Raw genomic sequence first — 26382 nt, 5'->3', positions numbered from 1 at the left:
TGGGGCGCTCGGGGCGCGAGCCGTACGAGGTACGCGCGCGTACGGGCGTCGTACTACAGCGCGCCCTTGCGGGACAGGTGGTTGAAGGCCAGCCAGCCCGGCAGCACCGGCAGCCAGAGCGTCAGCAGTCGGAACAGCAGGACGGCCGGCGCGGCGACCTCCTTGGGCAGGCCCACGGCGATCAGACCGACCGTCAAAGTCGCCTCCACCGCGCCCACACCGCCCGGCGTCGGGGCCGCGGACCCCAGGGCGTTGCCGGCGAGGAAGACGACGGCGACGCTGGCGATGCTGAGCGAGGTCGTCTCGTCGCCGAACGCGCGGATCGAGGCGTCCAGGCACATCACGAAGCAGGCGGTCAGCAGCAGCATGCCGCCGATGCCGGTGACGAGCTTCTGCGGCCGCTGCAGCACGTCCAGCATGCGCGGCACGACACCCGCGAACAGCGACCGCACGCGCGTGACGACGAACTTCCTGAGGAACGGCACCGAGGTCACCACGAGCACGAGTACCGCGACCGTCAGCAGACCGGCGATGACCGTCCGGGACGGCGACAGCGACGGCGTCTTCTCGGTGCCGGTCAGATAGCCGAAGGACAGCAGCATCAGGATGTGGCAGCCCAGGCCGAACAGCTGCGACGCGCCGACACTCGCCACGGCGAGCCCGGGCCGCACCCCCGCGCGCTGCAGGAAGCGCGTGTTGAGGGCGACCCCACCCACCGCGGCCGGCGCGACGATCTTCACGAACGACCCGGCGACCTGGGCCGCCACCGTCCGCACGAAGGGCACCCGCTCGGGGACGAAGCCCAGCAGGGCCATCGCCGCCGCCACATAGCTCAGCGCGGAGAAGGCCACGGCGGCGGCGACCCAGCCCCACTCGGCGTTCTCGATGAGCGGGCCGAACTCGATGTGCGTGAGCTGCGTCAGCAGGAAGTACGCGCCGATCGCGCCGGCGATGAAGCTCAACAGCGTGCGCGGCCGCACCCGCTCCAGCCGGGCCGGCTCCACCGGGGCCTGCGGCCGGATCAGCAGCACCTCGTGGCGGATCTGCGTGAGCAGGTCCTCCTCGCGCGCCTCCTCGATGGCCTCGTCGATGGCCCGCTTCTCGGCCCTGGCCTCCGCGCGTACGGCCTTCTTGTCCGGCTTTTCGAGTACGACGGGACCGGCGGCCTCCTCGGCGGCCTCCAGCCGGGCCTGCTTGGCCAGCCGGGACGCCTCCAGGACCGCCTCGCGCTCACGCTGGGCCCGCTCCCGGGCGAGTCTGCGCAGCGTCGCGCGCGTGGAGCGCGTCAGCGCGATGGGCTGGAGCATCGGCAGACAGTCGGCCACGGCGTCGGGGCCGAGGACGCTGACCGCCGAGGCCACCGTGCGCTCGGCGCCCACCCGCAGCCCCAGTGTGGTCACCAGCTGAGCGACGTCCATGCGCAGCAGCAGTGGGCTGGCCGCGATCTCACCGCCGCGCAGATCAGTGAGGATCACCATGCCGGAACGATCCACCAGGATCGCGTCACCGGCGAGCCTGCGGTGCGCGATGCGTCGCGACTGCAGTGACTGCACCTGGCGCCAGGTGTTGCGCAGCAGCTCGTCCGTGATCTCGCCCTCGGCCAGCGAGTCCAGCGTGCGCCCGCCGGTGTGCTCGTAGACGAGCATGACGGCGTCCGGGCCGAGCTCGGAGGTCGCGATCAGCTTGGGCGCGTTGGCGCCGGCCGCGATGGCCGCGTACGCGAGCAGCGCCTCCTGCTCCAGCGCCTGCCGCAGCGACTGGAGACTGCTGCGGGTGGCGAAGCCGCGCAACGTCAGATTGCGCCACGCACGGTAGAAGAAGCCCTGTGCCTGCTGTTCCCGGTCGACCACCGTCACGTCCAGCGGGGGACCGTCCTCCAGCGTGACGAAGTAGCGCCGGCCGCGATCGCCGTTCTCCGAGGTCTCCGACGCCTCCTCGCGGGCCGCGCTCACCGGGTGGAAACCGACGGTCCTGAGGCCCGCCATCAGGTTCCGCCCGGTGGGACGGACGTTGGGTGAGCCGACCGCGTAGAGCGTCCCGTAGGCCACCGTCCAGCCGATCAGGACCGTGAGGATGATCGAGAACGGTGTGGTGTAGCCGGTGACGAGCATCGAGAACGCGTCGAGCATCAGCACGATCCACAGCACCGCGCGCCAACGCGGCCTGCGCGACATGCCGACGGCAGTCATGTACGCGATGACAGGGGCCAGATAGCCGTGCACCGGGTCGGTGAGGGCGTGGATGTCACCGGGGGAGGGCTGGGTGAGCGCCTCCTGGATCGAGTTCGGAGCGGCCTTGGCGACCCACAGGTCGGTGGCGAGCGTCACACCGTGTGCCAACACGGCCGCGAGCACACCGTCGGCGATGCGCAGCCCGTCGCGCTTGATCAGCCGCTCGATCGCGAACGCGACCGGGACCAGGAGAATCGCGATGCTGGAGGCCAGTCCCGCGATCTTGATGAGCAGGTCGGGCGCCTGACCGGTGCCCTTGTTGATGTCCTGTTCGAGGCCCGAGGTGGTGCCGTGCGCGAACGCGGCGATCGCGAGCAGTATGACGACGGCCAGCACACCGACCAGCAGCCGCATCAGGTCGGAGGGCCGGTGCACGCGCGCGGGGAGCAGCGGTTCGTCGCCCTCGACCTCGTCGATGTGCACCTCGTCGGCGTCGGTGTCCTCGATGCCCGTCGTGGGCGTCTGCGCGGTGTCTCCGGCGGTCTTGGCGTCGGTCGTGTCGTCCGCGCCGGCGGTGTCCGGGCGCGACGAAGCGTCAGAGGTGCTCTCCGCGTCCTCCGGGTGCGCACCCTGTTGCTTCATCGTCTCTTCTTGATCTCGTATCACCAGTCACCGCCCGCACGATGGTGGCATGCCCCACTGACACGCGGGGGCGTCAGGGTGCACATGCGGGGGCGCACAGTCTGCCGGAAGCGCCGCCCCTGGGCGAGGGATACGCACGGTCGCGAGCCCGTCACATTGTCGGTGGGGTGGGGCAGGATGGGGCGGATGAGCGAGCAGAGCCTGCCGGAGGACGCCCACCCGGAGTACGCGGACGCGCTGCCGGAGTACGCCGAGCGGGTCCTCGACGTGGCCGAACGCGTTCCGCCGGGGCGTGTCATGACGTACGGCGACGTCGCCGAGTGGCTGGAGGACGGTGGCCCCCGTCAGGTCGGCCGGGTCATGGCCCTGTACGGCGGAGCCGTTTCGTGGTGGCGTGTCGTCCGCGCGGACGGAGTGCTGCTCCCGGGCCACGAACTGGAGGCCCTCGGCCACTACCGCACGGAAGGCACGCCCCTGAAGGAGGCGAGCAGGGCCGCCGAGAACCATCTGCCGCGCCTCGACATGAAACGGGCGCGATGGGACGGCGGCGAACGCGCGGAAGGTCACACCTGACAGCTTCCGCCATCGCACGGGTCCAGGGGCGCCCTGAGGCCCGTACGGGGGAAACGGGGCACGCCCGAGGCATGCCGTACGTTCGTGGAGCGAGAGACGCACGAGTCGCGAGTTCCATGAGGGAAGAAGGGGAAGCCCTGCTTCCGCTCCACCCGTCGGCGTAGCGTCGGCTGCAGGCGTCCCCCTCACCCCGCACACCCACCAGGACCGGCGAACCACGTGAGCTCCTCTTCCTCCACCAGGCGCCTGTCGCACCCTCAGGTACGGCAGGGGAACCGTGGCGCTTACCGACTGGTGCGTACCCCGCCGGCCCGCGTGGATCCCCCTCGTTTGGACGCCGCACAGCGCGCCGTGGTTGAGCACGGGACCGGGCCGCTGCTCGTCCTCGCAGGTCCGGGCACCGGAAAGACCACCACGCTCGTCGAGTCCGTGGCGGCCAGGATCGCCCGGGACGGTGACCCCGCGCGCGTGCTGGTGCTGACGTTCAGCCGCAAGGCGGCCGTGGAACTGCGCGACCGCATGGCGCTGCGCATAGGGGCCGCCCGCGCGCCACAGGCGACCACCTTCCACTCGTTCTGCTACGCCCTGGTCCGCGCCCACCAGGACAGCGACCTGTTCGTGGAGCCGCTGCGGCTGCTGTCCGGCCCGGAGCAGGACGTCGCCGTACGCGAACTGCTCGCGGGCCAGCCCGACCTGGAGCGGCTCGGTCTCGCGCATGTGCGCTGGCCGGACGAACTGCGCGCCTGCCTGACCACCCGCGGTTTCGCCGACGAGGTCCGCGCGGTCCTCGCCCGCAGCCGTGAACTGGGCCTTGCCCCCGGCGCCCTGGACGCCTTCGCCCGCCGGATCGGCCGCCCCGACTGGCGTGCCGCGGCGGCCTTCCTCGCCGAGTACCTCGACGTGCTCGACATGCAGGGCGTGCTCGACTACGCCGAACTGGTCCACCGCGCGGTGCTCCTCGCCCGCCGCCCCGAGGTCGCCCGGCGGCTGGCCGCGCAGTACGACGCCGTGTTCGTCGACGAGTACCAGGACACCGATCCGGCCCAGGTGCGGCTGCTGCACGCCCTCGCCGGCGGAGGCCGCACGCTCGTCGCCTTCGGTGACCCCGACCAGTCGATCTACGCGTTCCGCGGCGCGGACGTGAACGGCATCCTCGACTTCCCGTACGCCTTCCCGCGCGCGGACGGCCGCCCGGCACCCGTCGACGTGCTGCGGACCTCCCGCCGCTCCGGTGCCGCCCTGCTGGCCGCCACGCGGCTGGTCACCCAGCGCATGCCGCTGACCCGCCTGCCGGCGGAGAAGGTGCGCGCCCATCGCGAACTTGCCCCGGTGCGGGACGGGGGGCGCGTCGAGGCGTACACGTACCCGACGCCCGGCACCGAGCTGGACAACATCGCCGACATCCTGCGCCGGGCGCATCTGGAGGACGGTGTTCCATGGGGCGAGATGGCTGTCCTGGTGCGTGCCGGGTCGCGCACGATCCCGACGGTCCGTCGAGCTCTTACGGCGGCGGGGGTGCCCCTCGACATCGACGGCGACGACCTGCCGCTGCGACACGAACCGGCGGTGGCGCCACTGCTGTCGGCGCTGCGGGCGGTGGCCATGGCGGAGGCGGCGGCTCCCGCTGCGGAACCGGGGGCGGACACCGCCTGGCTCGACACCGAAACCGCCCTCACCCTCCTCGCCTCCCCCCTCGCGAGCATGGACGCCGCGGATCTCCGTCGCCTGGGCCGCGCCCTGCGCGACGAGGAACGGGCCGCGGGCAACGCCCTGCCGCCGCCCTCGGACGAGTTGCTCGCGCGGGCGTTGGCCGAGCCCGAGCGCCTGGTCGCGCACGACCCCACGTACGCGCGTGGCGCCCAGCGCCTCGGCGCGCTGCTCAGGAAGGCTCGTGAGCGCCTCGCGGGCGGCGGCAGCGCCGAGGAGGCGCTCTGGGACCTGTGGGAGGGCACGCCGTGGCCCGCGCGCCTGGAGCGGGCCGCCCGGCGCGGCGGCGCGGCGGGGCGCAACGCGGACCGCGACCTCGACGCCGTGTGCGCGCTGTTCGCCACCGCCGCCCGCGCGGAGGAGCGCACCGGCGGCCGCGGCACGCTCAACTTCCTGGAGGAGGTCGACGCCGAGGACATCGCCGCCGACACCCTCACGCGGCGTGCCGTCCGCCCCGACGCCGTCCGCCTGATGACAGTGCACCGTTCCAAGGGTCTGGAGTGGCGCCTGGTCGTCGTCGCGGGCGTTCAGGAGGGCCTGTGGCCGGACCTGCGCCGCCGTGGCTCCCTCCTGGAGGCCGACCGCATCGGCCGCGACGGACTCGCCGAACCGCTCACCCCGGGAGCCCTGCTCGCCGAGGAGCGCCGGCTGTTCTACGTGGCCGCCACGCGTGCGCGTGAACGTCTCGTCGTCACAGCGGTCAAGGCGCCCGCGGACGACGGCGACCAGCCCTCCCGCTTCCTCACCGAACTCGGCGTCGAACCCAGGGACGTCACGGGCCGCCCGCGCCGCCCGCTGTCCGTCGCCGCCCTGGTCGCCGAACTCCGCGCCACGACGGTCGACCCGCGCGTCTCCGACACGCTCAGGGAGGCCGCTGCCCGCCGACTGGCCCGGCTCGCCGCGCTCGCCGACGAGGACGGCCGCCCGCTGGTGCCGTCCGCACACCCCTACCGCTGGTGGGGCATGTTCGAGCCGACCGAGAGCAAGGTGCCGCTGCGAGACCGCGACCAGCCCGTCGTGCTCTCCGGCAGCGCCCTCGACCAGCTCGCCAACACCTGCGCCCTGCAGTGGTTCCTGGGCCGCGAGGTGAAAGCCGACGCACCCGCCACGGTCGCCCAGGGCTTCGGGAACGTCGTCCACGTCCTCGCCGACGAGGTCGCCTCCGGACACACCCCGGCCGACCTCGCCGTCCTCATGGAGCGCCTCGACTCCGTGTGGAACGCGCTCGCCTTCGACGCGCCGTGGAAGTCGGCGCAGGAGAAGGAGAACGCGCGCGCGGCGCTCGAACGCTTCCTGAAGTGGCACGTCATGGACCGCACGGGGCGAACTCCGGTGGCCAGCGAGCACGACTTCGACGTCACCCTCGAAGCGGGCGACGTCGAGGTGCGCATCCGCGGCCAGATGGACCGCGTGGAGGCCGACGTCGAGGGGCGCGCCTACGTCGTCGACTTCAAGACCGGCAAGCAGGCCGTGAGCGCTGCCGAGGTGGAGCACCACCCGCAGCTCGCCGTCTACCAGCTCGCCGTCCGCGAGGGCGCCGTCGACGAGGCCTTCGACGGCGTACGCCCCGAACCGGGCGGCGCCGAACTCGTCCAGCTGCGCCAGGGCGCCCCCAAGCGCGACGGCGGCGAGACGCTGCCCAAGGTGCAGGCCCAGGAAGCCCTTGAAGGGGCGGCAGGGGAGTGGGTCGGCGACCTGCTGGCCACGGCGGCGGGCAAGGTCCTCGACGAACGGTTCACGCCGAGCGCGGGCCAGCACTGCACCCACTGCGCGTTCCGGGCCTCGTGCGGCGCGCAGCCCGAGGGACGTCATGTGGTGGAGTGAGAGCGCACTGGTGTGATCGGTCGCACCACGCGTGCTGACCTGTGCTTCTCCCGGCCCGAGGGGCGATTCGTCCTCCACTGTCAGTGCGCGCCGCTAGCCTCTCCGACATGCCCGCCCGTATCACCGATCCCGATCAGCTCAAGGAGCTACTCGGCATCCCCTTCACCCCGGAGCAGACGGCCTGCATCATCGCGCCGCCCGCCCCGCAGGTGATCGTGGCCGGTGCCGGGTCGGGCAAGACGACGGTGATGGCGGCCCGCGTGGTGTGGCTGGTCGGCACCGGCCAGGTCGCTCCCGAACAGGTGCTCGGCCTCACCTTCACCAACAAGGCCGCCGGTGAACTCGCCGAGCGCGTCCGCAAGGCGCTGATCAAGGCGGGCGTCACCGACCCCGACGTCATCGACCCGGACAACCCGCCGGGCGAGCCGGTGATCTCGACGTACCACGCCTTCGCGGGCCGCCTGCTGACCGACCACGGCCTGCGCATCGGCCTGGAGCCGACCTCCCGCCTGCTCGCCGACGCCACCCGCTACCAGCTCGCCGCGCGCGTGCTGCGCGAAGCCCCCGGCCCGTACCCGGCGCTGACCCGCTCCTTCGCGGACCTCGTCAGCGACCTCCTGACCCTCGACGCCGAGCTCGCCGAACACCTTGTACGGCCGGAGGAGCTGCGCGCGTACGACGCCGAGCTGTTGCGCACCCTGGAGGGCGCCAAGCTCACCAACGACGCCCTGCGCAAGGTCCCCGAGGCGGCGGCCGCCCGCCGCGAACTCGCCGAACTGGTCGTCCGCTACCGCGCCGCCAAGCGCGACCGTGATCTGCTCGACTTCGGCGACCAGATCGCCCTGTCCGCCCAGCTCGCCCGGATCCCCGAAGTGGGCGGCATCCTGCGCGACGAGTTCCGGGTGGTGCTCCTCGACGAGTACCAGGACACCTCCGTGGCCCAGCGGGTCCTTCTGGCGGGCCTGTTCGGCGGCGGCACGGCGCATCCGGTCACCGCGGTCGGTGACCCCTGCCAGGCGATCTACGGCTGGCGCGGCGCCTCCGTGGCCAACCTCGACGACTTCCCCGAGCACTTCGCCCACCCCGACGGCCGCCCCGCCACCCGCCAGGCGCTCAGCGAGAACCGCCGCAGCGGCGGCCGCCTCCTCGACCTCGCCAACGGTCTCGCGGAGCCCCTGCGCGCCATGCACGCGGGCGTGGAGGCCCTCCGCCCGGCTCCCGGCGCCGAACGCGACGGCATGGTCCGCTGCGCGCTTCTGTACACGCACGCCGAGGAGATCGACTGGCTCGCCGACTCGATCGCGCATCTGGTGAACACGGGCAAGGCGCCCGGTGAGATCGCCGTCCTGTGCCGTACGGCCACCGACTTCGCCGAGATCCAGGGCGCGCTCGTCGCACGGGACGTACCGGTGGAGGTGGTGGGCCTCTCCGGCCTGCTGCACCTCCCCGAGGTGGCCGACCTCGTCGCCGTCTGCGAGGTCCTCCAGGACCCCGGCGCCAACGCCTCCCTCGTCCGGCTGCTGACCGGCCCCCGCTGGCGTATCGGCCCGCGCGACCTCGCTCTCCTGGGGCGGCGCGCCCGGCGCCTCGTGACCTACGCGCGCGTGGACGGCGACGACGACCCGGACCGCCGGCTCGCCGAGGCCGTCGAGGGGGTCGACCCGTCCGAGGTGATATCGCTCGCGGACGCCCTCGACACGTTTCTCGAGACCCCGCTGGACGGCGGCGGGGACGACGACGGGCTGCCCTTCTCGCCGGACGCGCGCGTGCGGTTCGCGCGCCTGGCCACCGAACTGCGCGACCTGCGCCGTTCGCTGGCCGACCCGCTGATGGACGTCCTGCACCGCGTCCTGGCCGTCACCGGCCTGGAGGTCGAACTGTCGGCGTCCCCGCACGCCCTGGCCGCCCGCCGCCGCGAAACCCTGTCCAACTTCCTGGACATCGCCGCCTCGTTCGCCGCCGGCGACGGCGAGGCGACCCTGCTCGCCTTCCTCGGCTTCCTGCGCACCGCCGCCCAGTACGAGAAGGGCCTCGACAATGCCCTCCCCGGCGGCGAGAACACCGTCAAGGTGCTCACCGCGCACAAGTCCAAGGGCCTGGAGTGGGACGTCGTGGCCGTCCCCGGACTGGTCACCGGCACCTTCCCCAGTACCCAGGGCCGCGAGAAGTGGACCGCCCAGGGCAAGGTGCTGCCGCACGAACTGCGCGGCGACACCGACACCCTCCCCGACGTCGAATCCTGGGACTCGCGCGGCCTGAGGTCCTTCCAGGAAGCCATGAAGGACCACCAGCACACCGAGGAACTCCGCCTCGGCTACGTCACCTTCACCCGCCCCCGCTCCCTGCTCCTCGGCTCCGGCCACTGGTGGGGCCCCAGCCAGAAGAAGCCCCGCGGACCGTCCGACTTCCTGCAGGCCCTGTACGACCACTCCGCAGCCGGGCACGGCGAGATCGAGGCCTGGGCGGACGAGCCCGCCGAGGGCGAGGAGAACCCGGCCCTGAACCGGGCGACCGCCGACCAGGTGTGGCCCCTGCCCCTGGACGACACGGCCGTGGCCCGCCGCCGAGCGGCCGCCGAGACGGTCCTCGCCCACCTGGAGGACCTCGCCTCCCACACGGACGGCCACCCCGCGGCCACGCACGACCCGGACACCTACGACGACCCGGACTGGCCCGCGCCGCCGGACGACGAAGAGCCCCCCTTCGACTTCGACGAAGAACCCTCTGAGGAGGACGAGGCCTTCCCGGAGGACTCCGACGACTGGGACGCCTGGACAGCGGACCGCCCGACCGTCCCGCACCAGGCGGCCGTCCCGCACCAGGCGACCGCCCCGGACACCGACGGGCACCCCGACACGGCAGAGGGCCCGCGCACCCATCCCACGGAGCCGGAGCCGGCGGGCGCGCACCCCCACGCCCCGGAGCCCGAGCCCTCCCACACCCGCCTCACCCCGGAGGAGGCCCGCGCCATCGCCTCCTGGGACCGCGACCTCGACGCCCTCACCGGGGAGCTCCTGCGCGCCCGGGAGGCCGTCACGGACGTACCCCTGCCCGCGTCGCTCACCGCCACCCAACTGCTGCACCTGGCCGCCGACCCGGACGGATTCGCGCAGGAACTCGCGCGCCCCATGCCGCGCCCCCCACAACCCGCCGCCCGCCGGGGCACCCGCTTCCACGCCTGGGTCGAGGCCCGCTTCGAAGAGCTGACGCTGCCCATGCTGGAACCGGAGGAGCTGCCCGGCAGCGAGGCCGAGATCGCCGACGAACGCGACCTCGAAGCCCTCAAGGACGCCTTCGAGCGCACCGAGTACGCCCACCGCACGCCCCACCGCGTGGAGGCCCCCTTCCAGCTCGCGATCGCCGGCCGAGTGGTCCGGGGCCGTATCGACGCCGTCTACAAGGCGACCGACGGGGGCGCGGCGACCTACGAGATCGTCGACTGGAAGACCAGCCGTACCCGCAGCGCCGACCCGCTCCAGCTCGCCGTCTACCGGCTGGCCTGGGCCGAGCAGCAGGGTGTGCCTGTGGAATCGGTCACTGCCGCGTTCGTGTTCGTCCGCAGTGGCGAAGTCGTACGGCCCGACGCCCTGCCGGACCGGGCGGCGCTGGAGCGGCTGTTGATGGAGGAGCCGACCGGGCAGGCAAACGGTTCCGTGCAAGCAAACTGTGAGGAACCGCCCAACGAGGATGTCGGTGCGGGCCGATAGGCTCTTGACCATGAGCCATACCGTTGACAGTGCCGTCAGCGCCGTCCGTACGTACGTCGAACAGCACCGCGCCGCCTTCCTGGACGATCTCGCCGAGTGGCTGCGCATCCCGTCCGTCTCGGCCCAGCCCGACCACGGCCCCGACGTGAGACGCAGCGCGGACTGGCTCGCCGCCAAGCTCAGGGAGACCGGCTTTCCCACGACCGAGGTCTGGGAGACACCGGGCGCACCCGCCGTCTTCGCCGAGTGGCCCGCCGAGGACCCCGAGGCGCCCACGGTTCTCGTCTACGGCCACCACGACGTGCAGCCCGCCGCCCGCGAGGACGGCTGGGACAGTGAGCCCTTCGAGCCCGTCGTCCGCGACAACCGCCTCTACGCGCGCGGGGCGGCCGACGACAAGGGCCAGGTCTTCTTCCACACACTCGGCGTCCGCGCCCACCTCGCCGCCACCGGCCGGACCGCGCCCGCCGTCAACTTGAAGCTGTTGATCGAGGGCGAGGAGGAGTCCGGCTCTCCGCACTTCCGTGCCCTCGTCGAGGAACACGCGAACAGGCTCGCCGCCGACGCCGTGATCGTCTCCGACACCGGCATGTGGTCCGAGGACATCCCCACCGTGTGCACCGGCATGCGTGGCCTCGCCGAGTGCGAGATCCGGCTGTACGGCCCCGACCAGGACATCCACTCCGGCTCCTTCGGCGGCGCCGTCCCCAACCCGGCCACGGCCGCCGCCCGCCTCGTCGCCGCCCTGCACGACGAGCACGCACGCGTGGCGGTCCCGGGCTTCTACGACGGCATCGTCGAGCTCACCGACCGCGAGCGCGAACTCTTCGCCGAGCTGCCCTTCGACGAGCAGCAGTGGCTGCACACCGCCAAGTCGCACGCCACCCAGGGCGAGGACGGGCACACCACCCTGGAGCGCATCTGGGCCCGCCCCACCGCCGAGGTGAACGGCATCGGCGGCGGTTACCAGGGCCCGGGCAGCAAGACGATCATCCCGTCCTCCGCCATGGTGAAGCTCTCCTTCCGGCTGGTCGCGGGCCAGGAGCCCGGCCACATCGAGAAGGCCGTGCGGGCCTGGGCCGCCGAGCAGGTGCCCGCGGGGATCCGGCAGGAGATCACGTTCGGCGCGGCCACGCGCCCTTGCCTGACACCGCTGGACCACCCGGCCCTGCAGTCCGTCGCCCGCGCCATGGGCCGCGCCTTCGACAAGCCGGTCCGCTTCACACGTGAGGGCGGCTCGGGACCGGCCGCTGACCTCCAGGAAGTCCTCGGCGCACCCGTGCTGTTCCTCGGCATCTCCGTCCCGTCCGACGGCTGGCACGCTCCGAACGAGAAGGTCGAGCTCGATCTGCTCCTCAAGGGCGTCGAGACCACCGCGTACCTGTGGGGCGACCTGGCCGAGCACTGGCGCCATGAGCCCTGATCGACCCGTGTCGTCCGGAGCGCCATCGCGCGCGGGGCACACTGGAAAGGCCGTCCCGCACTGCGAACCTCCACCGGACCCCGTCGTCTCCCGCCGTACGTCCCACCGAACCGCCCGCCGAAACAATCCGCTGCACCGGGGGAGTTGGAAGCACTCGTGACCACCTGGACCGACCACACCGCCGACCGACCGATCTCGCTCACCGCCCCGAGCGGCATCGACCGCGCCGCCCACCACCGGCTCGACGAGGCCTGGCTGGCGGCGGCGTGGAGCCACCCCACGACCCGCTGCTTCGTGGTCTCCGGCGGCCAGGTCCTCATCGACGAGACGGCGGACGGCAGCACCGAACTCGTCATGACCCCCTCCTTCGAGGCCCCGCTGACCGAGGCACACCGCTACTTCCTGGGGACCGACGAGGACGGCGTCAGCTACTTCGCCCTCCAGAAGGACGCGCTGCCCGGCCGTATCGACCAGTCCGCGCGCCCGGCCGGCCTGCGCGAGGCCGGTCTGCTGCTGTCACCCCGAGACGTGGGCCTGATGGTGCACGCCGTAGGCCTGGAGAACTGGCAGCGCACCCACCGCTTCTGCTCCCGCTGCGGCGAGCGCACGGTCATCGCCGCGGCCGGTCACATCCGCCGCTGCTCGGCCTGTGGCGGAGAGCACTACCCGCGTACCGACCCCGCCGTGATCATGGCCGTCACCGACGACGACGACCGCATCCTGCTCGGCCGGCAGGTCCACTGGCCCGAGGGACGCTTCTCGACGCTCGCCGGCTTCGTCGAGCCCGGCGAGTCCATCGAGCAGACGGTGCGCCGCGAGGTCTTCGAGGAGGCCGGTATCACCGTCGGCCAGGTCGAGTACGTCGCCAGCCAGCCCTGGCCGTTCCCGTCCAGCCTCATGCTCGGCTTCATGGCCCGCGCCACCTCCACCGAGGTCAACGTCGACGGCGACGAGATCCACGAGGCCCGCTGGTTCTCCCGCGACGAACTGGGCGCCGCGTTCGAATCCGGTGAGGTGCTCCCGCCCTACGGCATCTCGATCGCGGCCCGCCTGATCGAGCTCTGGTACGGCAAGCCGCTGCCGACGAGGACCTTCGTCTGAGCCGACCCGGGGCGCACATGACCGATCCGTGCCTGCCTTGCGCATAAGGCCGCGTCCGTGACGGGTGTGGACCGCTCGGGACGCGGCCGGCCGCACGGTCCGACTGCCGGCGCTGCTGCGAGGTCCGGCGGGCTGCCCACCGACTGTTGCCCGGCTGCCGCTTCCGGCGCCGGTTGCCGTGGCGCTACTCGATGGTGTGGGGCGACTCATACGAAAGCGGTCCCTGAGTGCATCTCGGGGACCGCCTTCCGTGGACCAGCGGAGCGCTTAGGCGCCGACCTTCTGTTTGACCTGAGCCAGCGAAGGGTTCGTGAGCGTCGAGCCGTCGGGGAACAGCACGGTCGGAACCGTCTGGTTTCCGCCGTTCGCCTTCTCGACGAACGCCGCGGACGCGGGGTCCTGCTCGATGTTGATCTCGGTGTACGCGATGCCCTCGCGGTCCAGCTGCTTCTTCAGCCGCTGGCAGTAACCGCACCACGTGGTGCTGTACATCGTCACGGTGCCCTGCATGTCTCGCGCGCTCCTCGGCAGCTCGGCGGATTGTTCTCGCAGTGAGAGGAACGTACGCGACACGGCCGCCATTCCCGCGGGGGGTATGCGGTCGGACGTGACGCCTGCCGCATTAGTACGACTGCGATGGCCTGCCTGTGGACAACGGCCTCACCCGTCTCCGCCGACCTGGCAGCATGGCCATGTGACAGCAGCAACGCACTCCACGCTCTTCCCGCAGACACCGGCCTCGCCCGACGCGGTACTCGAAGGGCTCGACCCCGAGCAGCGCGAGGTGGCCACCGCCCTGCACGGTCCGGTGTGCGTGCTGGCGGGCGCCGGCACGGGCAAGACCCGGGCGATCACCCACCGCATCGCCTACGGCGTGCGGGCCGGCATCCTGCAGCCCTCCACCGTGCTGGCCGTCACCTTCACCAACCGTGCCGCGGGCGAGATGCGCGGCCGGCTGCGCCAGCTCGGCGCGGGCGGCGTCCAGGCCCGCACCTTCCACTCGGCCGCCCTGCGCCAGCTCCAGTACTTCTGGCCGAAAGCGGTCGGCGGCTCCATGCCCCGGCTCGTCGACCGCAAGATCCAGCTCGTCTCCGACGCGGCCGCCGCCTGCCGCATCCGCCTCGACCGGGGCGAGCTGCGGGACGTCACCGGCGAGATCGAATGGTCCAAGGTCACCCAGACCGTCCCCTCCGACTACGCCCTCGCGGCCGCCAAGGCCGGCCGCGAGACCCCCCGGGCCCCGGCCGAGATCGCCCAGCTCTACGCCGCCTACGAGGACCTCAAGCGCGATCGTGCCGTCATCGACTTCGAGGACGTCCTGCTGCTGACCGTCGCCGTCCTCCAGGACCGGCGCGACATCGCCGAGCAGGTCCGCTCCCAGTACCAGCACTTCGTGGTTGACGAGTACCAGGACGTCAGCCCCCTCCAGCAGCGCCTGCTGGAGCTGTGGCTCGGCGAGCGGGAAAACCTGTGTGTCGTCGGCGACGCCAGCCAGACGATCTACTCCTTCACGGGAGCAACTCCCGACCACCTGCTCGACTTCCGCACCCGCCACCCCGGTGCCACCGTCGTCAAGCTGGTCCGCGACTACCGCTCCACCCCTCAGGTCGTCCACCTCGCCAACGGCCTGCTCGCCCAGGCCCGGGGCCGCGCCGCCGACCACCGACTGGAGCTGATCTCGCAGCGCCGGCCGGGGCCCGAGCCCGTCTACACCGAATACAGCGACGAACCCGCCGAGGCCGAGGGCGCCGCCCGCCGCATCCGTGAGCTCATCGCCTCCGGCGTCCGGGCCAGCGAGATCGCCATCCTGTTCCGCACGAACTCCCAGTCCGAGACCTACGAACAGGCCCTCGCCGACGTGGGAGTGTCCTACCAGCTGCGTGGCGCCGAGCGGTTCTTCGACCGTCCGGAGGTGCGCAAGGCCGGCATCGCCCTGCGCGCCGCAGCCCGTTTCGGCGGCAACGACTCTCTCCTCGACGATGTCGTCGACCTGCCCTCCCAGGTGCGTGCCGTGCTGTCGGGGGAGGGCTGGACCTCCGTGCCCCCGGCCGGTTCCGGCGCCGTCAGAGAACGCTGGGAGTCGCTCGCCGCTCTGGTGAACCTCGCGCAGGACTTCGCCGCCGCCAGATCCGGCGCCACCCTGAGCGACCTCGTCGCCGAACTCGACGAGCGGGCGAACGCCCAGCACGCCCCGACCGTCGAGGGCGTCACCCTCGCCTCCCTGCACTCGGCCAAGGGCCTGGAGTGGGACGTCGTCTTCCTGGTCGGTGTCGCCGAGGGCATGATGCCGATCACCTACGCAAAGACCGACGAGCAGATCGAGGAGGAGCGCCGTCTCCTCTACGTCGGTGTCACCCGGGCCCGGCAACACCTTCATGTCTCCTGGTCGCTCTCCCGCTCGCCCGGCGGCCGCCCGAACCGTCGCCCCAGCCGCTTCCTCGACGGACTGCGCCCCGGCTCGACCGCGACGGCCGGACGTGCCGCCGCGGGCGGCCCCGGGGGCGTCGAGCGGGGCTTCACGACCCCGGTGGGCGCCGTGCCCAGACGGACGCAGCGCACGCCGGCCCGCTGCCGGGTCTGCGGGCGCACGCTCACCGACGCAGGCGAGATGAAACTCATGCGCTGCGAGGACTGTCCCTCCGACATGGACGAGGGGCTGTACGAGCGGCTGCGCGACTGGCGCGCGGTCCAGGCGCAGCGCAGCGGACAGCCCGCCTTCTGTGTCTTCACCGACAAGACGCTGATGGCGATCGCCGAGGCCGTCCCCGACGACGAGGGAGAGCTCGCGCGGATCCCCGGGGTCGGGGTCCGCAAGCTCAACCGCTACGGAGCCGATGTTCTGGCCATCTGCGCAGGCCAGGAGGGAGTGGGCGAAGAAGTTGAGGACTGAGGCGAACTCGTCGAAAAAATAGTTTGCGCATGCCCCAGCAATCCCCATAGGTTCTTAGCCACGGGGACGGAGGCCTTCTCGAAGGCCCCGATTCCGTGCTGTACTTGCATACCCGTCGGACTGCGGCTCACCCCGCGGTCCCCCGAGACGCCGAGAGGAGGCGATTCCAGTGATCAGCATCAACACCAGCTCTGTCAGCTCCGTCAAATTGACCGATCGCTCGGTCGTCTCCGCGTGCATGCTCGGCGTTTCGAACCTGGGCACCGGTCTGTCCGGCATTCCTGCCGTGCGTCCGGCGTCCTCCGTGTCTCTCGCGGGTCTTCCCAACCGTGAGCGCAATGAGCGACCGACGAAGGCACTGGAAGCAGTAGCGGCACAGGCGCAGACCTATGCCTTTGCGGCGGCCGGTGCCGGTAGCCGGAAGCAGACGACGCAGCACCACCAGATGTGGGCCTTCCGTGGGCCAGAACCCTGGAGTGATCCAGCCTGATTGATCAGGCCGGCGCCTTCAGGGCCGCGGAACCCCATCCGGGATCCGCGGCCCTTCTGTTTTCCCCAAAACGGGGACGACGGAGCGAAGGGGCCTCGGGACAACAGCCGACACCCGGCCCAACAGGGCCGGACCGACCAGACGAGGAAGACGAAACCGTGCAACTCGAAGCGCACGCCACGTCCGTACCGCCTTCCGAAACGATCCCCCCGCCCGGCCTCACGGAGGACTCCACCTTGACCCCGCTGACTGCGCTCACCGCGCTCGACGACGCCATCGAGAACCTCGGCGTACCCGTCCCCTGCCGTTCGTACGACCCGGAGGTCTTCTTCGCCGAGACGCCGGCGGACGTCGAGTACGCCAAGTCCCTCTGCCGCACCTGCCCGCTGGTCGAGGCCTGCCTCGCCGGCGCCAAGGAGCGGCGTGAGCCCTGGGGCGTCTGGGGTGGCGAGCTGTTCGTCCAGGGTGTCGTCGTCGCCCGGAAGCGGCCGCGTGGCCGCCCGCGCAAGAACCCGGTCATGGCATGAACACCCTAGGAACGATCGACCGCCCCCTCACGAACGACCCCAAGAAGCAGGCCCCGATGAAGCCGTCCACCAGCGAGCCCGCAGGCTCCGCGATCCCAGACTTCACCACCACCGGCGCGAACGACTCGCGTCAGAACAGGACCCGAGAGATGCAACTCCAACCAGAAGCCCTGGCTCGTGCGCATATGCACGACCGACTGCATGAGGCCGAGCAGGAACGCCGGGCCGTGCGCCTGGTGACCGCTCGCCGGATGCAGCGCCGTGCCGAGCGCGCGTCGATGCGTGCTCGCCGGGCGCTCGCCATGGCGGTCATGCAGTAACCCGACCACACCAGAAGCGGTGGCCTCCCGATCAGGGAGGCGGTAGCTCTCCCCGCGGGGGCCGGTCCGTCCGAACGGACCGGCCCCCGCGGTGCGTTGTGCCCACAGATGCCCCGGCCATGGCGATATCGTCGCCGGGTGACGAGTCTTCCCGGAGGCAGTGACAACGGCGGCTCCGCAAAGGAGCACCGGCCCCTCGTGTGCGCCCGCTGCGGCACGCAGGGCGAGGACCCGCAGCCCACCTGGACCTGCTCCCTGGAGAACGGCGTCCGTCAGTACTTCTGCGACACCTGCTCCCGGGAGAACCTCAGGGCGATCGAGGGGCGGTTGGACTCGGCCTGGTGGTGAGACGCGCGAGGAACCTCAGGCCTGGGCCGCCGGTTCCTCCTCCAAGTCCTCCTCCGGTATGAATCCCGGCAGCCACTCCTCCAGCTCCTCACGCAGGCGCACCGTCGAGCCCAGCTGACACAGGACCCCGATCGTGCTCAGGGTCACCCGGTGGATGAGCAGGTACGCCGGGGGCAGGTTGAGCTGTTTGCCCAGTTGGTAGGCGGGGCCGCGGGGGTCGCCGATGCGGGCGGCCTGACTGCGCATCCAGCCGCGGGTGAAGGTGAACTCCTCGACCTGCGCCGGTTCGATGATCGGCAGGAGGTAGTCGAGGACGGCGTCGGGGTCCAGTGCTATGGACTCCTTGACGAAGCCCTCCACGCAGAGGAGTTCGTAGACGGCCTCCGCCTCGCCGTCGAGGGTCATGCGCAGGGAGGTGCCGATGGGGGTCGGCAGGCCCCCCGGGAGCCGGTCGACCGTGCCGAAGTCCAGGACGCCCAGACGCCAGTCGTCCTTGCCGTCCGGGCTGCCGGGCAGCAGCCGGAAGTTGCCCGGGTGCGGGTCGGCGTGCAGGAGACCGGTGCGGGCGGGCCCGGAGAAGAGGAAGCGGGCGAGGAGTTGGCCGGCGCGGTCGCGCTGCTCCTGGGTCCCGTCGGAGATCACCTCCGACAGCGGGACGCCGTCCATCCATTCCGAGACCAGGACCTGGTCGCACTGGTGAACCACGTCCGGCACCACGACGTCCGGGTCGTCCGTGAACTCCTCGGCGTGAGCCCGCTGCGCCTGCGCCTCCAGGCCGTAGTCGAGTTCCTCCGAGACCCGGTCGCGCAGCTCCGCGATGAGGGGCTTGATGTCGATGCCGGGAACGAGAGGCCCCAACAGGCGGGCGAAACGCCCCAATTGGGTCAGGTCGGACAGCAGGGCCTCGCCGGCACCCGGGTACTGGACCTTGACCGCCACCTCACGACCGTCGTGCCACACGCCCCGGTGCACCTGGCCGATCGACGCGGCCGCGGAGGGTTTGTCCTCGAACTCGAGGAACAGGTCCTGCCAGTCCGCGCCGAGGCGCTGCTCCAGCACCGTGTGCACGGTGCGGGTCGGCATCGGGGGCGCCGCCTCCTGCAGTTTCGTCAGCGCCGCCCGGTAGGGGCCGGCGACCTCCTCGGGGAGCGCCGACTCGAAGACGGACAGGGCCTGGCCGAACTTCATGGCGCCGCCCTTGAGCTCGCCGAGCACCTTGAAGAGCTGCTCCGCCGTGCGCTGTTGCAACTCGCGCCCGACGATCTCCGCGGACTCGCCCACGATCCGCTTGCCCAGTCCCCAAGTGGCCCGCCCGGCGAAACCGAGCGGAAGCGCGGCGAGCTTGGCGGTGCGGGTGACCGCCTTGCGGGGAAGATCAGACATGCGCCCTCCTGGTCCCTGCCGGCCGTGCCGCGTCCGCCTTACGGCGTAACTCCGACGGCCGTTGCTCTGCCATTGTCTCGTGCGACTCCTCGTCCTTGGAGGTGTGTTCCTCCTTACCTTTTTCCACACCTTTCTCCGCGGCGCCGCACGCGCATGCGGGATGCGCCCAGACCGGCCGCGCGTGCCAGTGGAGGCCGGGCAGGGAGACCTCCCAGCGGGCGCCGGCGCTCGACGGGACCTGGCCGTCCAGGAAGGCGAGCGCATGTGCGGCCGCCAGCCCTGCGACGGTCGTGGCCAGTGTGAGGTCGCAGGCCCGGACCGGGCGCGGCCTGCCCGAGCGCCACTGGGCGACGAGCCGCGGCCAGGCCTGGTCCCGGTCGGTGCGCGCCTCGTGCAGACAACCGGCACAGGCCGTCTCGCCGGGCAGTACAAGGGGACCGACCACTCCGGTCGCCTCCACGACGCCGGCGTACAGATGAGGTGTGCCGGAGTGGACGAGGGGTTCGGCGGTGGACGGGGCGGGTGCGTACACGTCGACGTCGTCCCGTGGGGTGAGGATCACCAGGGAGAAGCCGGAGTCGTCCTCCTCGGACGATGCCCGGCTGCCGCGGCGCGGCGGGCGGTCCGGTGCCGCCCGGCGTACGGCCCGTCGGGCGGCCTCGTCCCTGCGGTCGCCGACGGACTCGGCGGGCAACCCGCCCGGGGTGACATCCCACGGCTCGACGCGGCCGCCGTCGCACACGTCGACCTCGCCGACTCCCGCCCCCGACAGCAGCGAGGCCAGGACCGCGCCCACCCGGCCGGCGCCTCTGATCTGCACGCGCAGTGAGCGGCGGGCGGCCAGGAGTCCGAGCGCGTCACCCGGTTCGGACGTGATCAGGGACAGCGAGGCCAGATCGGGGCGCAGCCGGTCGAGCACCTCCTTCTTTCCACGCAGCGCGTCGGCGTCCGGACCACCGCCCCTGGCGTCGTCGACGAGCCCGGCCCGGGCCAGTCGCTGCACCAGCGCGTCGACATGCCCCTCCGGCAGGTCCATACGGTGGCCCTCTTGCCGCAGGAGTTCGACCCCGCGTGTGCCGTTGAGCAGGTCGAGGAAACTGCCCGTCGCCGTGTCCATCGGACCCAGTGTCATCGCGTGCGCCGGAGTCATCCCGAACTGCACGGTGTTGAGATCGCGCCAGCCGCGCCGCAGCGCGGGCTTCACGAGCGGAACCATTGCTTGCATGACAGGCCCCCGTAGCCCTCGTAGAACATCCCCGTCCGCCGGTGGAGCCAGGGCGATGGTCGGTCGCAGCTTCGCCGGCGCTGCCAGCATGCCCGGACTTCGTCACTGCGTGCCGAAAGTTGTCCACAGGTGGGGGGTATTCGTCGTACAAATCAAACGCATGGTGGGGGATCGGAAGCGAACCGTCCCGGAGTCGGGACTTCCCCCGTGTGCAGCGGGTAACGTCGGGGCGTGTCCGCCGACCCACTGCACCGCGCCGGAACGCCACAGCGCAGCACGACGAGCCAGCCGCCCAGCGGCTCGGGGACGAGCGCGATCGAGGTCCGCAGGAGCGCCCGTCGACGCAGGACGGTCTCCGCATACCGCGAGGGCGATCGCACCGTCGTACTCATCCCTGCCCGGATGTCCGAGGCGGAGGAGCAACGCTGGGTGAGCGTCATGCTCGACAAACTGGCCGCCCAGGAGAGCAAACGGGTCCTCGGCGACGACGAGCTGGCCGAGCGCGCCGAGCGGTTGTCCGCCCAGTACTTCGACGGCCGCGCCCGGCCGAACTCGGTACGCTGGGTCACCAACCAGAACACGCGCTGGGGCTCGTGCACCCCCTCCGAGGGCAGCATCCGCCTGTCGCACCGGCTGCAGGGCATGCCCGAATACGTCGTCGACTACGTCCTTCTCCACGAGCTCGCGCATCTGCTCGTGCCCGGACACGGGCCGCGTTTCTGGCGGTTGCTGGAGGCGTATCCGCGCACCGAGCGGGCCCGCGGCTACCTCGAAGGCGTAGTCGCCGCCGACCGGCTGCCGCACCTGCCGGATGCCCGCGGGGATTGACCGCCGCTCCGAGCGGGATTTCGTACCGGATCTGTACCGACCTCCACCCGTGTCCGAGTTTGCCGTTCGTTTGCCGTTAGCCTGTCGCGACGTACTTGCATCGGGATGGGGGACGGTCGTTACGCATGGCCAGGGAATTCCAACGCGGCCACAAGGCCAAGATCAGTGATCTCACCGCGGGCACGGATCTGTACGTAGGCGTGCAGATCTCCGGACCCGGGCTGACCTTCGACATCAGCTGCTTCGGGCTCGACGCCGACGAACAGCTCTCGGACGACCGGTACTTCATCTTCTTCAACCAGCCGAAGTCCCCCGAGGACGCCATTCAGCTCCTGGGCGCTCAGTCGGGCGACACGGAGTCCTTCCGGGTCACGCTCGATCAGATCCCGTCGCAGATCCAGAAGCTGTCGTTCACCGCGACGCTCGACGGCGCCGGTCAGATGTCGCAGATCGCCCCCGGATACGTCCGTATCGTCGCCGGCGGCGAGGAAGTGGCGCGGTACGCCTTCGACGGCTCGGAGTTCTCCACCGAGCGGGCCGTGATGCTGGGTGATCTCTACCTGAAGGACGTGTGGCGGTTCGCCGCGGTCGGACAGGGCTTCGACGGTGGCCTCGACGCGCTGCTGAAGAACTTCGGCGGAGAGGTCGCCGAGGAGGAGCCCGTCGCCGAGCCGGCCGTCCCGGCCCAGTCCCAGGCCCCGGCGTTCGCGCCGCCGCCGCAGGCCCCCGCACCGGCGCCGGCCCCCACGTTCGGCGCGCCGCCCGCTGCCGCCCCGTCCGTCCACACCGCCCCGACGGTCGTCGGCACCCCGCCGCCCGCACCCGCCGCGCCGCCGAGCCCGCAGATGTTCACGCCCCCCGGAGCACCCGCCGGCCAGTTCTCGCCTCCGGGAGCCACCGCCGGCCAGTTCGCGCCCCCCGGCGCCCCCACGGCCTTCCCCGGTCAGGCGCAGCCCTTCGGCGGCACGCAGCTCGCTCCCGTGCCGCCCGAGGCGAACGTCCGCGTCGTCCTGACGAAGTACGCGGAAGCTCCCGTGGGCGACCGCTGGACGGAGCAGAACGCGAACCTGGTGCGGGCCACCCTCACCAAGGACACGCCCATCCTCGCCAAGCAGGGCAGCATGGTCGCCTACCAGGGCGACATCGACTTCGCCCACAAGGGTTCCGGGCTGCTCGGCAAGCTCACCGGCGCGCTCACAGGGCAGGGCATGTCCCTCATGCGCTGTAGCGGCAACGGCGAGGTGTTCCTCGCCGACGAGGCCAGCCGGGTGTTCGTCATCCGCCTCCAGGGCGAGCAGCTCTACACGAGCGCACGCGGCGTGCTGGCCTTCGACGAGTCCCTGGACACCGAGATCCGCCGGATCGAGGGCGCGGGGCTGGAGGGCGGCGGCCTGTTCAGCATGCTCTTCTCCGGTACCGGAGCGGTCGCCGTGAAGACACGCGGCGTGCCGGTCGTCATCCCCGTGGGCCCGGCCACCTACGTCGACGGCAACGCCGTCATCGCATGGTCCGCCGGTGCGCAGGCGGTCACCACGGCCTCGCTCAGGCTGCGCCGCTCCGGGTACGCCCGGCAGAACGCCGAGGCCGTGAACCTCCAGTTCCGCGGCGCCCCCGGCAACTTCGTCGTCGTACAGCCCTTCGAGGTGTGAGGCCATGGACACCCAGACTCTGAACGCGCACCGGGCCGCTTCGACCGGTGTCCGCATGAGCGTGCACAGCTCCAAGACGCTCAAGGTCACCATGGTCGGCGGACAGGACCTGCTGGCCAAGGCCGGCTCGATGATCGCCTACGACGGCTTTGTGCAGTTCGACGGGGCGCCCGCCAGCCTGCGCAGGTCGGCGGAGGCGATGGTCACCGGAGAGGGCGGCAGGCTGATGCTCTGTCGCGGTGACGGCGACCTCTACCTCGCCGACTACGGCGGCGACGTCGTCGTCCTGCATCTCAACGGCGAGGCCCTGTCGGTCAACGGCGCCACGCTGCTGGCCTGCGACGCCTCGCTGGAACTGACCATCGAACCGGTCAAGGGGCTCGCCAAGCTGTCCGGCTCGGGCCTGACCAACCTTGTGGTGAAGGGCACCGGCTGGGTCGCGCTCGTCAGCCGCGGCATCCCGATGGCCCTGGACTGCGCCGAACGTGAGACGTACGTCGACCCGGACGCGCTCATCGCCTGGACGACCGGATTGGAGATGAAGGCCCGCCGCACCATCAAGGCGAGCGCCCTCATCGGCCGGGGCAGCGGTGAGGCCTTCCAGATCGGCTTCAAGGGGCAGGGCTTCGTGGTCGTCCAGCCGAGCGAGGACACCGGCGACCGATTCAAGATCCGGGGCTGAGGGGAGCACCAGGCACATCATGCACAGCACACTCTTCGCACACGTTCCGGTGGAATCCACCGGCCGCTACACCCTGCAGAACCCGCAGCTCCTGAAGACCGACGTCACCCAGGGCAGCAGCGCCGTGCTGGCACGCCAGGGCGCCATGGTGGCCTTCGAGGGGCAGGTGGAGTTCGACAGCCAGTACCGCAACCGCAGCTGGCGCAATGTCGAGCGGATGACCGGCGAGCGCCTGGAACTCATGCGCTGCAAGGGCAACGGCGTCGTCTACCTGGCCAACTTCGCCCAGTACCTGCACGTGATGGAGGTCGGCCGCGGCATCACCGTCGACAGCTCCGCAGTCCTCGCCTTCGACGGCTCCCTCGGGGTCGGCATCGTCGCGGTGGACAGCGCCGTCGAGGTGGCCTCCGCGGGCGCCTACAACCTGGAGCTGTCCGGCTCCGGGCAGGTCGTCCTCATGACCTCGGGCGAGCCGCTGGTGCTGGACGTGGGACCGGACAAGAACGTCTGCGTCGACTCCGACGCCGTCATCGCCTGGTCCACGTCCCTGCGCACCCAGCTCCAGGCGCCCACCTCCACCTCGTCCGTGTGGCGCCGCAGGGGCACCACCGGTGAGGGCTGGGAGATGCACTTCTCCGGCACGGGCCACGTCCTGGTCCAGCCCAGCGAGCTGCTGCCGCCGCAGGGCATGCGCAACGGCGGGATGCTCGGCCAGTTCGGCATGCGCGGGAACTCCCTCGGGAGCAGCAACAGCTGACCGTCCGGACAGCAGACGTAAGGGGCGCCCGCCACAGCGGGCGCCCCTTACACATGCGCGTTCAGAGGCGCGCGCGGGTCGCTTCCAGCAGTCGTACGACGGACTCGTCGGCTACGTCGGCGACCTCGTCGTAGGCGAACCAGCGCAGGTCCAGGGACTCCTCGCTGATCGCCTCGACGGCCCCCGAGGGCGCGAGCGCCGCGTACTGGACGTCGAGGTGCCACGCGCAGGGTGTGTGATGGCGGTCCAGACGCGCCGGGCCGCCGGGCAGCAGACGCAGCCCGGAGATGCCCGACTCCTCCGTCGCCTCGCGCAGGGCGGCGGCCGTCAGCGTGTCGTCGACCGGCTCGCAGTGGCCGCCCATCTGCAGCCACATGCGGATCTTCTTGTGGAGCGTGAGCAGCACCCGCCCCTGCTCCGGGTCGATGACCAGGGCACTCGCCGTGATGTGCCCCGCCTCGCAGGCCTTCCACATGCCGTCCGAGTGAGCCTCGAGATGGTCCAGGTAGGCCTCGCGAAGCTCCGCCTGGTCCTCGTAGCCCTTCAGGACCAGGACGGCGTCGTCATACAGGCTCACTCGGTGTCGTCGTCCTTCTTCTTCTTGAGGTCGGGCTTCTCGGCCGCCTCGCCGAGCATCTTGTCCAGCTCGGAGAAGTCCAGCTGCTCGCGGTGCACGAAGCCGTCCGGGTCGTCCAGGTCGGAGGCGGTCGGCAGCATGTCCGGGTGGGCCCACAGGCCGTCCCGGCCGTCGACACCGCGTGCGTCCGTGAGCGAGGCCCACAGACGGGAGGCGTCGCGCAGCCGGCGCGGGCGCAGCTCCAGGCCGATCAGCGTGGCGAAGGTCTGCTCCGCCGGGCCGCCCGAGGCGCGCCGGCGGCGCAGGGTCTCGCGCAGCGCGTCGGCGGACGACAGACGCGGCTTCGCGGCCGCGTGGACCACCGCGTCCACCCAGCCCTCGACAAGCGCCAGAGCCGTCTCCAGACGGGCCAGGGCGGCCTTCTGCTCGGGCGTGTCCTCCGGCTGGAACATGCCCTGCTGGAGGGCGTCCTGCAGCTGCTCGGGGTTCTGCGGGTCGAACTGGCCGACCACGTCCTCCAGCTTGGCGGTGTCGACCTTGATCCCGCGCGCGTACCCGTCGACCGCGCCGTACAGGTGCGAGCGCAGCCACGGCACGTGTGCGAAGAGGCGCTGGTGGGCGGCCTCGCGCAGGGCGAGATACAGCCGCACCTCCTCCTTGGGCACGCCCAGATCCTTGCCGAACGCCTCGATGTTCACCGGCAGCAGCGCGGCCTTGCCGGCCGGGCCGAGCGGCAGGCCGATGTCGGTGGAACCGACGACCTCGCCCGCGAGCACGCCGACGGCCTGCCCGATCTGCGTGCCGAACATGGCGCCGCCCATCGAGCGCATCATGCCGATCAGCGGGCCCGCCATGGCCTGCATCTCCTCCGGCAGGACGTCGCCCATGGCGGTGCCGACGCGCTCGGCGACCGGGTCCACGAGCTCCTTCCACGCGGGCAGGGTCGCCTCGACCCACTCCGCGCGGGACCACGCGATGGCGGAGCCCGCGCCGGACGGCAGGGACGTCGCGTCGTCGAGCCACAGGTCGGCGAGGCGGACGGCCTCCTCGACCGCGGTGCGTTCGGCGGGGCCGATGCTCGAGTCCTTGGTGCCGTCAGGGGTGCCCTGGGAGACCGTCTGGCGGGCGATCTGCTTGGCCATGTCCCAGTTCACCGGGCCGCCCTCGTACGAGAGCATCTGGCCCAGCTGCTGGAAGGCGGCGCCCAGGTCGTTGGGGTTCAGCGAACCGAACATGGCAGCGAGCGGATTGTCGGCACCGGGGCCGCCAAAGCCTCCGGCACCGGGCAGCCCGCCGAAACCGAACGGGTTGGCCGGTCCCTGACCACCACCGCTCTCCTGGTCCTTCTTCTTGCCCTCGTCGCCGTCGTCCGGCTCCTCCGGCGGAAGGCCGAATCCGAATGGGGTGTCACTCACGGGAAACCTCGGCTGGTAAGGCCGCCGGTCATCCCGACGGCACGACTGCCCGATAACACCACCCAGCGTAGACACCATGGGCGCTTCGGGCCTCGGTGCTTCGCCGACTCTCGGCCTGCGGCAGGATGGATGCCACCTGGTAC

At 71.6% G+C, this 26382-nt stretch carries 20 protein-coding genes; 14 read left to right on the top strand and 6 right to left on the bottom strand.

Annotation, left to right across the window (positions count from 1 at the left end):
• Nucleotides 1–53: 53 nt before the first annotated feature.
• Nucleotides 54–2813 (bottom strand): lysylphosphatidylglycerol synthase transmembrane domain-containing protein, encoded by a 2760-nt coding sequence (locus tag IG08_RS0100535; RefSeq protein WP_030594575.1) that lies wholly within the window; start codon nucleotides 2811–2813, stop codon nucleotides 54–56.
• A 186-nt stretch (nucleotides 2814–2999) separates the two neighbouring features.
• On the opposite strand from IG08_RS0100535, the gene IG08_RS0100530 reads away from it, so the two are divergent.
• The 5 genes from IG08_RS0100530 to nudC all read left to right on the top strand — a co-directional run bounded on the left by IG08_RS0100530 (nucleotide 3000) and on the right by nudC (nucleotide 13148).
• Complete coding sequence (locus IG08_RS0100530) at nucleotides 3000–3386, top strand: MGMT family protein (RefSeq protein ID WP_030594572.1); 387 nt, start codon at nucleotides 3000–3002, stop codon at nucleotides 3384–3386.
• 219 nt (nucleotides 3387–3605) lie between these two features.
• Entirely contained in the window at nucleotides 3606–6917 is a 3312-nt protein-coding gene (locus IG08_RS0100525) for an ATP-dependent helicase (RefSeq protein ID WP_030594569.1), read from the top strand.
• A 107-nt stretch (nucleotides 6918–7024) separates the two neighbouring features.
• Nucleotides 7025–10624 carry an ATP-dependent DNA helicase gene (locus tag IG08_RS0100520; RefSeq protein ID WP_030594566.1) on the top strand — a complete coding sequence of 1200 codons (3600 nt, stop codon included), beginning with the start codon at nucleotides 7025–7027 and terminating at the stop codon, nucleotides 10622–10624.
• A gap of 10 nt (nucleotides 10625–10634) precedes the next feature.
• On the top strand, nucleotides 10635–12047 hold the full coding sequence (locus tag IG08_RS0100515) for a dipeptidase (RefSeq protein WP_030594564.1): 1413 nt from the start codon (nucleotides 10635–10637) through the stop codon (nucleotides 12045–12047).
• Nucleotides 12048–12203: 156 nt separating this feature from the next.
• Nucleotides 12204–13148, top strand: coding sequence for an NAD(+) diphosphatase (gene nudC / locus IG08_RS0100510; protein ID WP_030594562.1), 945 nt, complete (start codon nucleotides 12204–12206; stop codon nucleotides 13146–13148).
• A gap of 267 nt (nucleotides 13149–13415) precedes the next feature.
• Here nudC and IG08_RS0100505 read toward each other — a convergent pair whose 3' ends face one another.
• A complete protein-coding gene (locus tag IG08_RS0100505) occupies nucleotides 13416–13658 on the bottom strand; it encodes a mycoredoxin (RefSeq protein WP_030594559.1) in 243 nt (80 codons plus the stop codon).
• An 85-nt stretch (nucleotides 13659–13743) separates the two neighbouring features.
• Between IG08_RS0100505 and IG08_RS0100500 the strand changes: the two genes are divergently transcribed.
• From IG08_RS0100500 to IG08_RS59875, 5 genes are all read left to right on the top strand, one after another.
• Nucleotides 13744–16038, top strand: coding sequence for an ATP-dependent DNA helicase UvrD2 (locus tag IG08_RS0100500; protein ID WP_234342770.1), 2295 nt, complete (start codon nucleotides 13744–13746; stop codon nucleotides 16036–16038).
• A gap of 169 nt (nucleotides 16039–16207) precedes the next feature.
• Nucleotides 16208–16528 carry a hypothetical protein gene (locus IG08_RS56560; protein ID WP_078655369.1) on the top strand — a complete coding sequence of 107 codons (321 nt, stop codon included), beginning with the start codon at nucleotides 16208–16210 and terminating at the stop codon, nucleotides 16526–16528.
• 158 nt (nucleotides 16529–16686) lie between these two features.
• Nucleotides 16687–17055 (top strand): WhiB family transcriptional regulator, encoded by a 369-nt coding sequence (locus IG08_RS0100495; protein ID WP_030594553.1) that lies wholly within the window; start codon nucleotides 16687–16689, stop codon nucleotides 17053–17055.
• Nucleotides 17052–17375, top strand: coding sequence for a hypothetical protein (locus tag IG08_RS0100490; RefSeq protein WP_030594538.1), 324 nt, complete (start codon nucleotides 17052–17054; stop codon nucleotides 17373–17375). Before IG08_RS0100495 ends, IG08_RS0100490 begins: the two co-directional genes overlap by 4 nt.
• 138 nt (nucleotides 17376–17513) lie before the next feature.
• A complete protein-coding gene (locus IG08_RS59875; RefSeq protein ID WP_052424423.1) occupies nucleotides 17514–17723 on the top strand; it encodes a hypothetical protein in 210 nt (69 codons plus the stop codon).
• Between the two features lie 15 nt (nucleotides 17724–17738).
• Here the strand turns inward: IG08_RS59875 and IG08_RS0100480 are convergent, their stop codons facing one another.
• Both IG08_RS0100480 and IG08_RS0100475 read right to left on the bottom strand, forming a co-directional pair.
• A complete protein-coding gene (locus IG08_RS0100480) occupies nucleotides 17739–19106 on the bottom strand; it encodes an ABC1 kinase family protein (RefSeq protein WP_030594537.1) in 1368 nt (455 codons plus the stop codon).
• Nucleotides 19099–20322 (bottom strand): TOMM precursor leader peptide-binding protein, encoded by a 1224-nt coding sequence (locus IG08_RS0100475; RefSeq protein WP_030594536.1) that lies wholly within the window; start codon nucleotides 20320–20322, stop codon nucleotides 19099–19101. Before IG08_RS0100475 ends, IG08_RS0100480 begins: the two co-directional genes overlap by 8 nt.
• A 240-nt stretch (nucleotides 20323–20562) precedes the next feature.
• On the opposite strand from IG08_RS0100475, the gene IG08_RS0100470 reads away from it, so the two are divergent.
• The 4 genes from IG08_RS0100470 to IG08_RS0100455 all read left to right on the top strand — a co-directional run bounded on the left by IG08_RS0100470 (nucleotide 20563) and on the right by IG08_RS0100455 (nucleotide 24247).
• A complete protein-coding gene (locus tag IG08_RS0100470) occupies nucleotides 20563–21159 on the top strand; it encodes a M48 metallopeptidase family protein (RefSeq protein ID WP_078655368.1) in 597 nt (198 codons plus the stop codon).
• 125 nt (nucleotides 21160–21284) lie between these two features.
• Nucleotides 21285–22808 (top strand): TerD family protein, encoded by a 1524-nt coding sequence (locus IG08_RS0100465; protein WP_030594533.1) that lies wholly within the window; start codon nucleotides 21285–21287, stop codon nucleotides 22806–22808.
• A 4-nt stretch (nucleotides 22809–22812) separates the two neighbouring features.
• Nucleotides 22813–23490 (top strand): AIM24 family protein, encoded by a 678-nt coding sequence (locus IG08_RS0100460; protein ID WP_030594529.1) that lies wholly within the window; start codon nucleotides 22813–22815, stop codon nucleotides 23488–23490.
• A 19-nt stretch (nucleotides 23491–23509) separates the two neighbouring features.
• Nucleotides 23510–24247 carry an AIM24 family protein gene (locus tag IG08_RS0100455; RefSeq protein ID WP_030594526.1) on the top strand — a complete coding sequence of 246 codons (738 nt, stop codon included), beginning with the start codon at nucleotides 23510–23512 and terminating at the stop codon, nucleotides 24245–24247.
• 61 nt (nucleotides 24248–24308) lie between these two features.
• On the opposite strand, the gene IG08_RS0100450 is transcribed toward IG08_RS0100455, so the two are convergent.
• The gene (locus IG08_RS0100450) at nucleotides 24309–24824 is read right to left on the bottom strand and encodes an NUDIX hydrolase (RefSeq protein WP_030594518.1); all 516 of its coding nucleotides are present in this window, start codon (nucleotides 24822–24824) and stop codon (nucleotides 24309–24311) included.
• Nucleotides 24821–26239, bottom strand: a complete 1419-nt coding sequence (locus IG08_RS0100445; protein ID WP_030594517.1) for a zinc-dependent metalloprotease — start codon at nucleotides 26237–26239, stop codon at nucleotides 24821–24823. The genes IG08_RS0100450 and IG08_RS0100445 overlap by 4 nt, the downstream gene beginning before the upstream one ends.
• Between the last annotated feature and the right edge of the window lie 143 nt (nucleotides 26240–26382).

Origin of the sequence: Streptomyces fulvoviolaceus, assembly GCF_000718165.1 — a bacterium.
Taxonomy (GTDB): domain Bacteria; phylum Actinomycetota; class Actinomycetes; order Streptomycetales; family Streptomycetaceae; genus Streptomyces; species Streptomyces fulvoviolaceus.
The sequence above is the reverse complement of the archived record's forward strand: the minus strand, read 5'-3'. Positions and strand labels throughout refer to the sequence as shown.

What these genes read in the sequence shown, in the direction of transcription:
- IG08_RS0100535 (WP_030594575.1), bottom strand. Translation starts at nt 2,813, where the DNA reads ATGAAGCAACAGGGTGCGCACCCGGAGGACGCGGAGAGCACCTCTGAC.
- IG08_RS0100530 (WP_030594572.1), top strand. Translation starts at nt 3,000, where the DNA reads ATGAGCGAGCAGAGCCTGCCGGAGGACGCCCACCCGGAGTACGCGGAC.
- IG08_RS0100520 (WP_030594566.1), top strand. Translation starts at nt 7,025, where the DNA reads ATGCCCGCCCGTATCACCGATCCCGATCAGCTCAAGGAGCTACTCGGC.
- IG08_RS0100515 (WP_030594564.1), top strand. Translation starts at nt 10,635, where the DNA reads ATGAGCCATACCGTTGACAGTGCCGTCAGCGCCGTCCGTACGTACGTC.
- IG08_RS0100505 (WP_030594559.1), bottom strand. Translation starts at nt 13,658, where the DNA reads ATGCAGGGCACCGTGACGATGTACAGCACCACGTGGTGCGGTTACTGC.
- IG08_RS0100500 (WP_234342770.1), top strand. Translation starts at nt 13,744, where the DNA reads ATGCGGTCGGACGTGACGCCTGCCGCATTAGTACGACTGCGATGGCCT.
- IG08_RS0100490 (WP_030594538.1), top strand. Translation starts at nt 17,052, where the DNA reads ATGAACACCCTAGGAACGATCGACCGCCCCCTCACGAACGACCCCAAG.
- IG08_RS0100480 (WP_030594537.1), bottom strand. Translation starts at nt 19,106, where the DNA reads ATGTCTGATCTTCCCCGCAAGGCGGTCACCCGCACCGCCAAGCTCGCC.
- IG08_RS0100475 (WP_030594536.1), bottom strand. Translation starts at nt 20,322, where the DNA reads ATGGTTCCGCTCGTGAAGCCCGCGCTGCGGCGCGGCTGGCGCGATCTC.
- IG08_RS0100465 (WP_030594533.1), top strand. Translation starts at nt 21,285, where the DNA reads ATGGCCAGGGAATTCCAACGCGGCCACAAGGCCAAGATCAGTGATCTC.
- IG08_RS0100460 (WP_030594529.1), top strand. Translation starts at nt 22,813, where the DNA reads ATGGACACCCAGACTCTGAACGCGCACCGGGCCGCTTCGACCGGTGTC.
- IG08_RS0100455 (WP_030594526.1), top strand. Translation starts at nt 23,510, where the DNA reads ATGCACAGCACACTCTTCGCACACGTTCCGGTGGAATCCACCGGCCGC.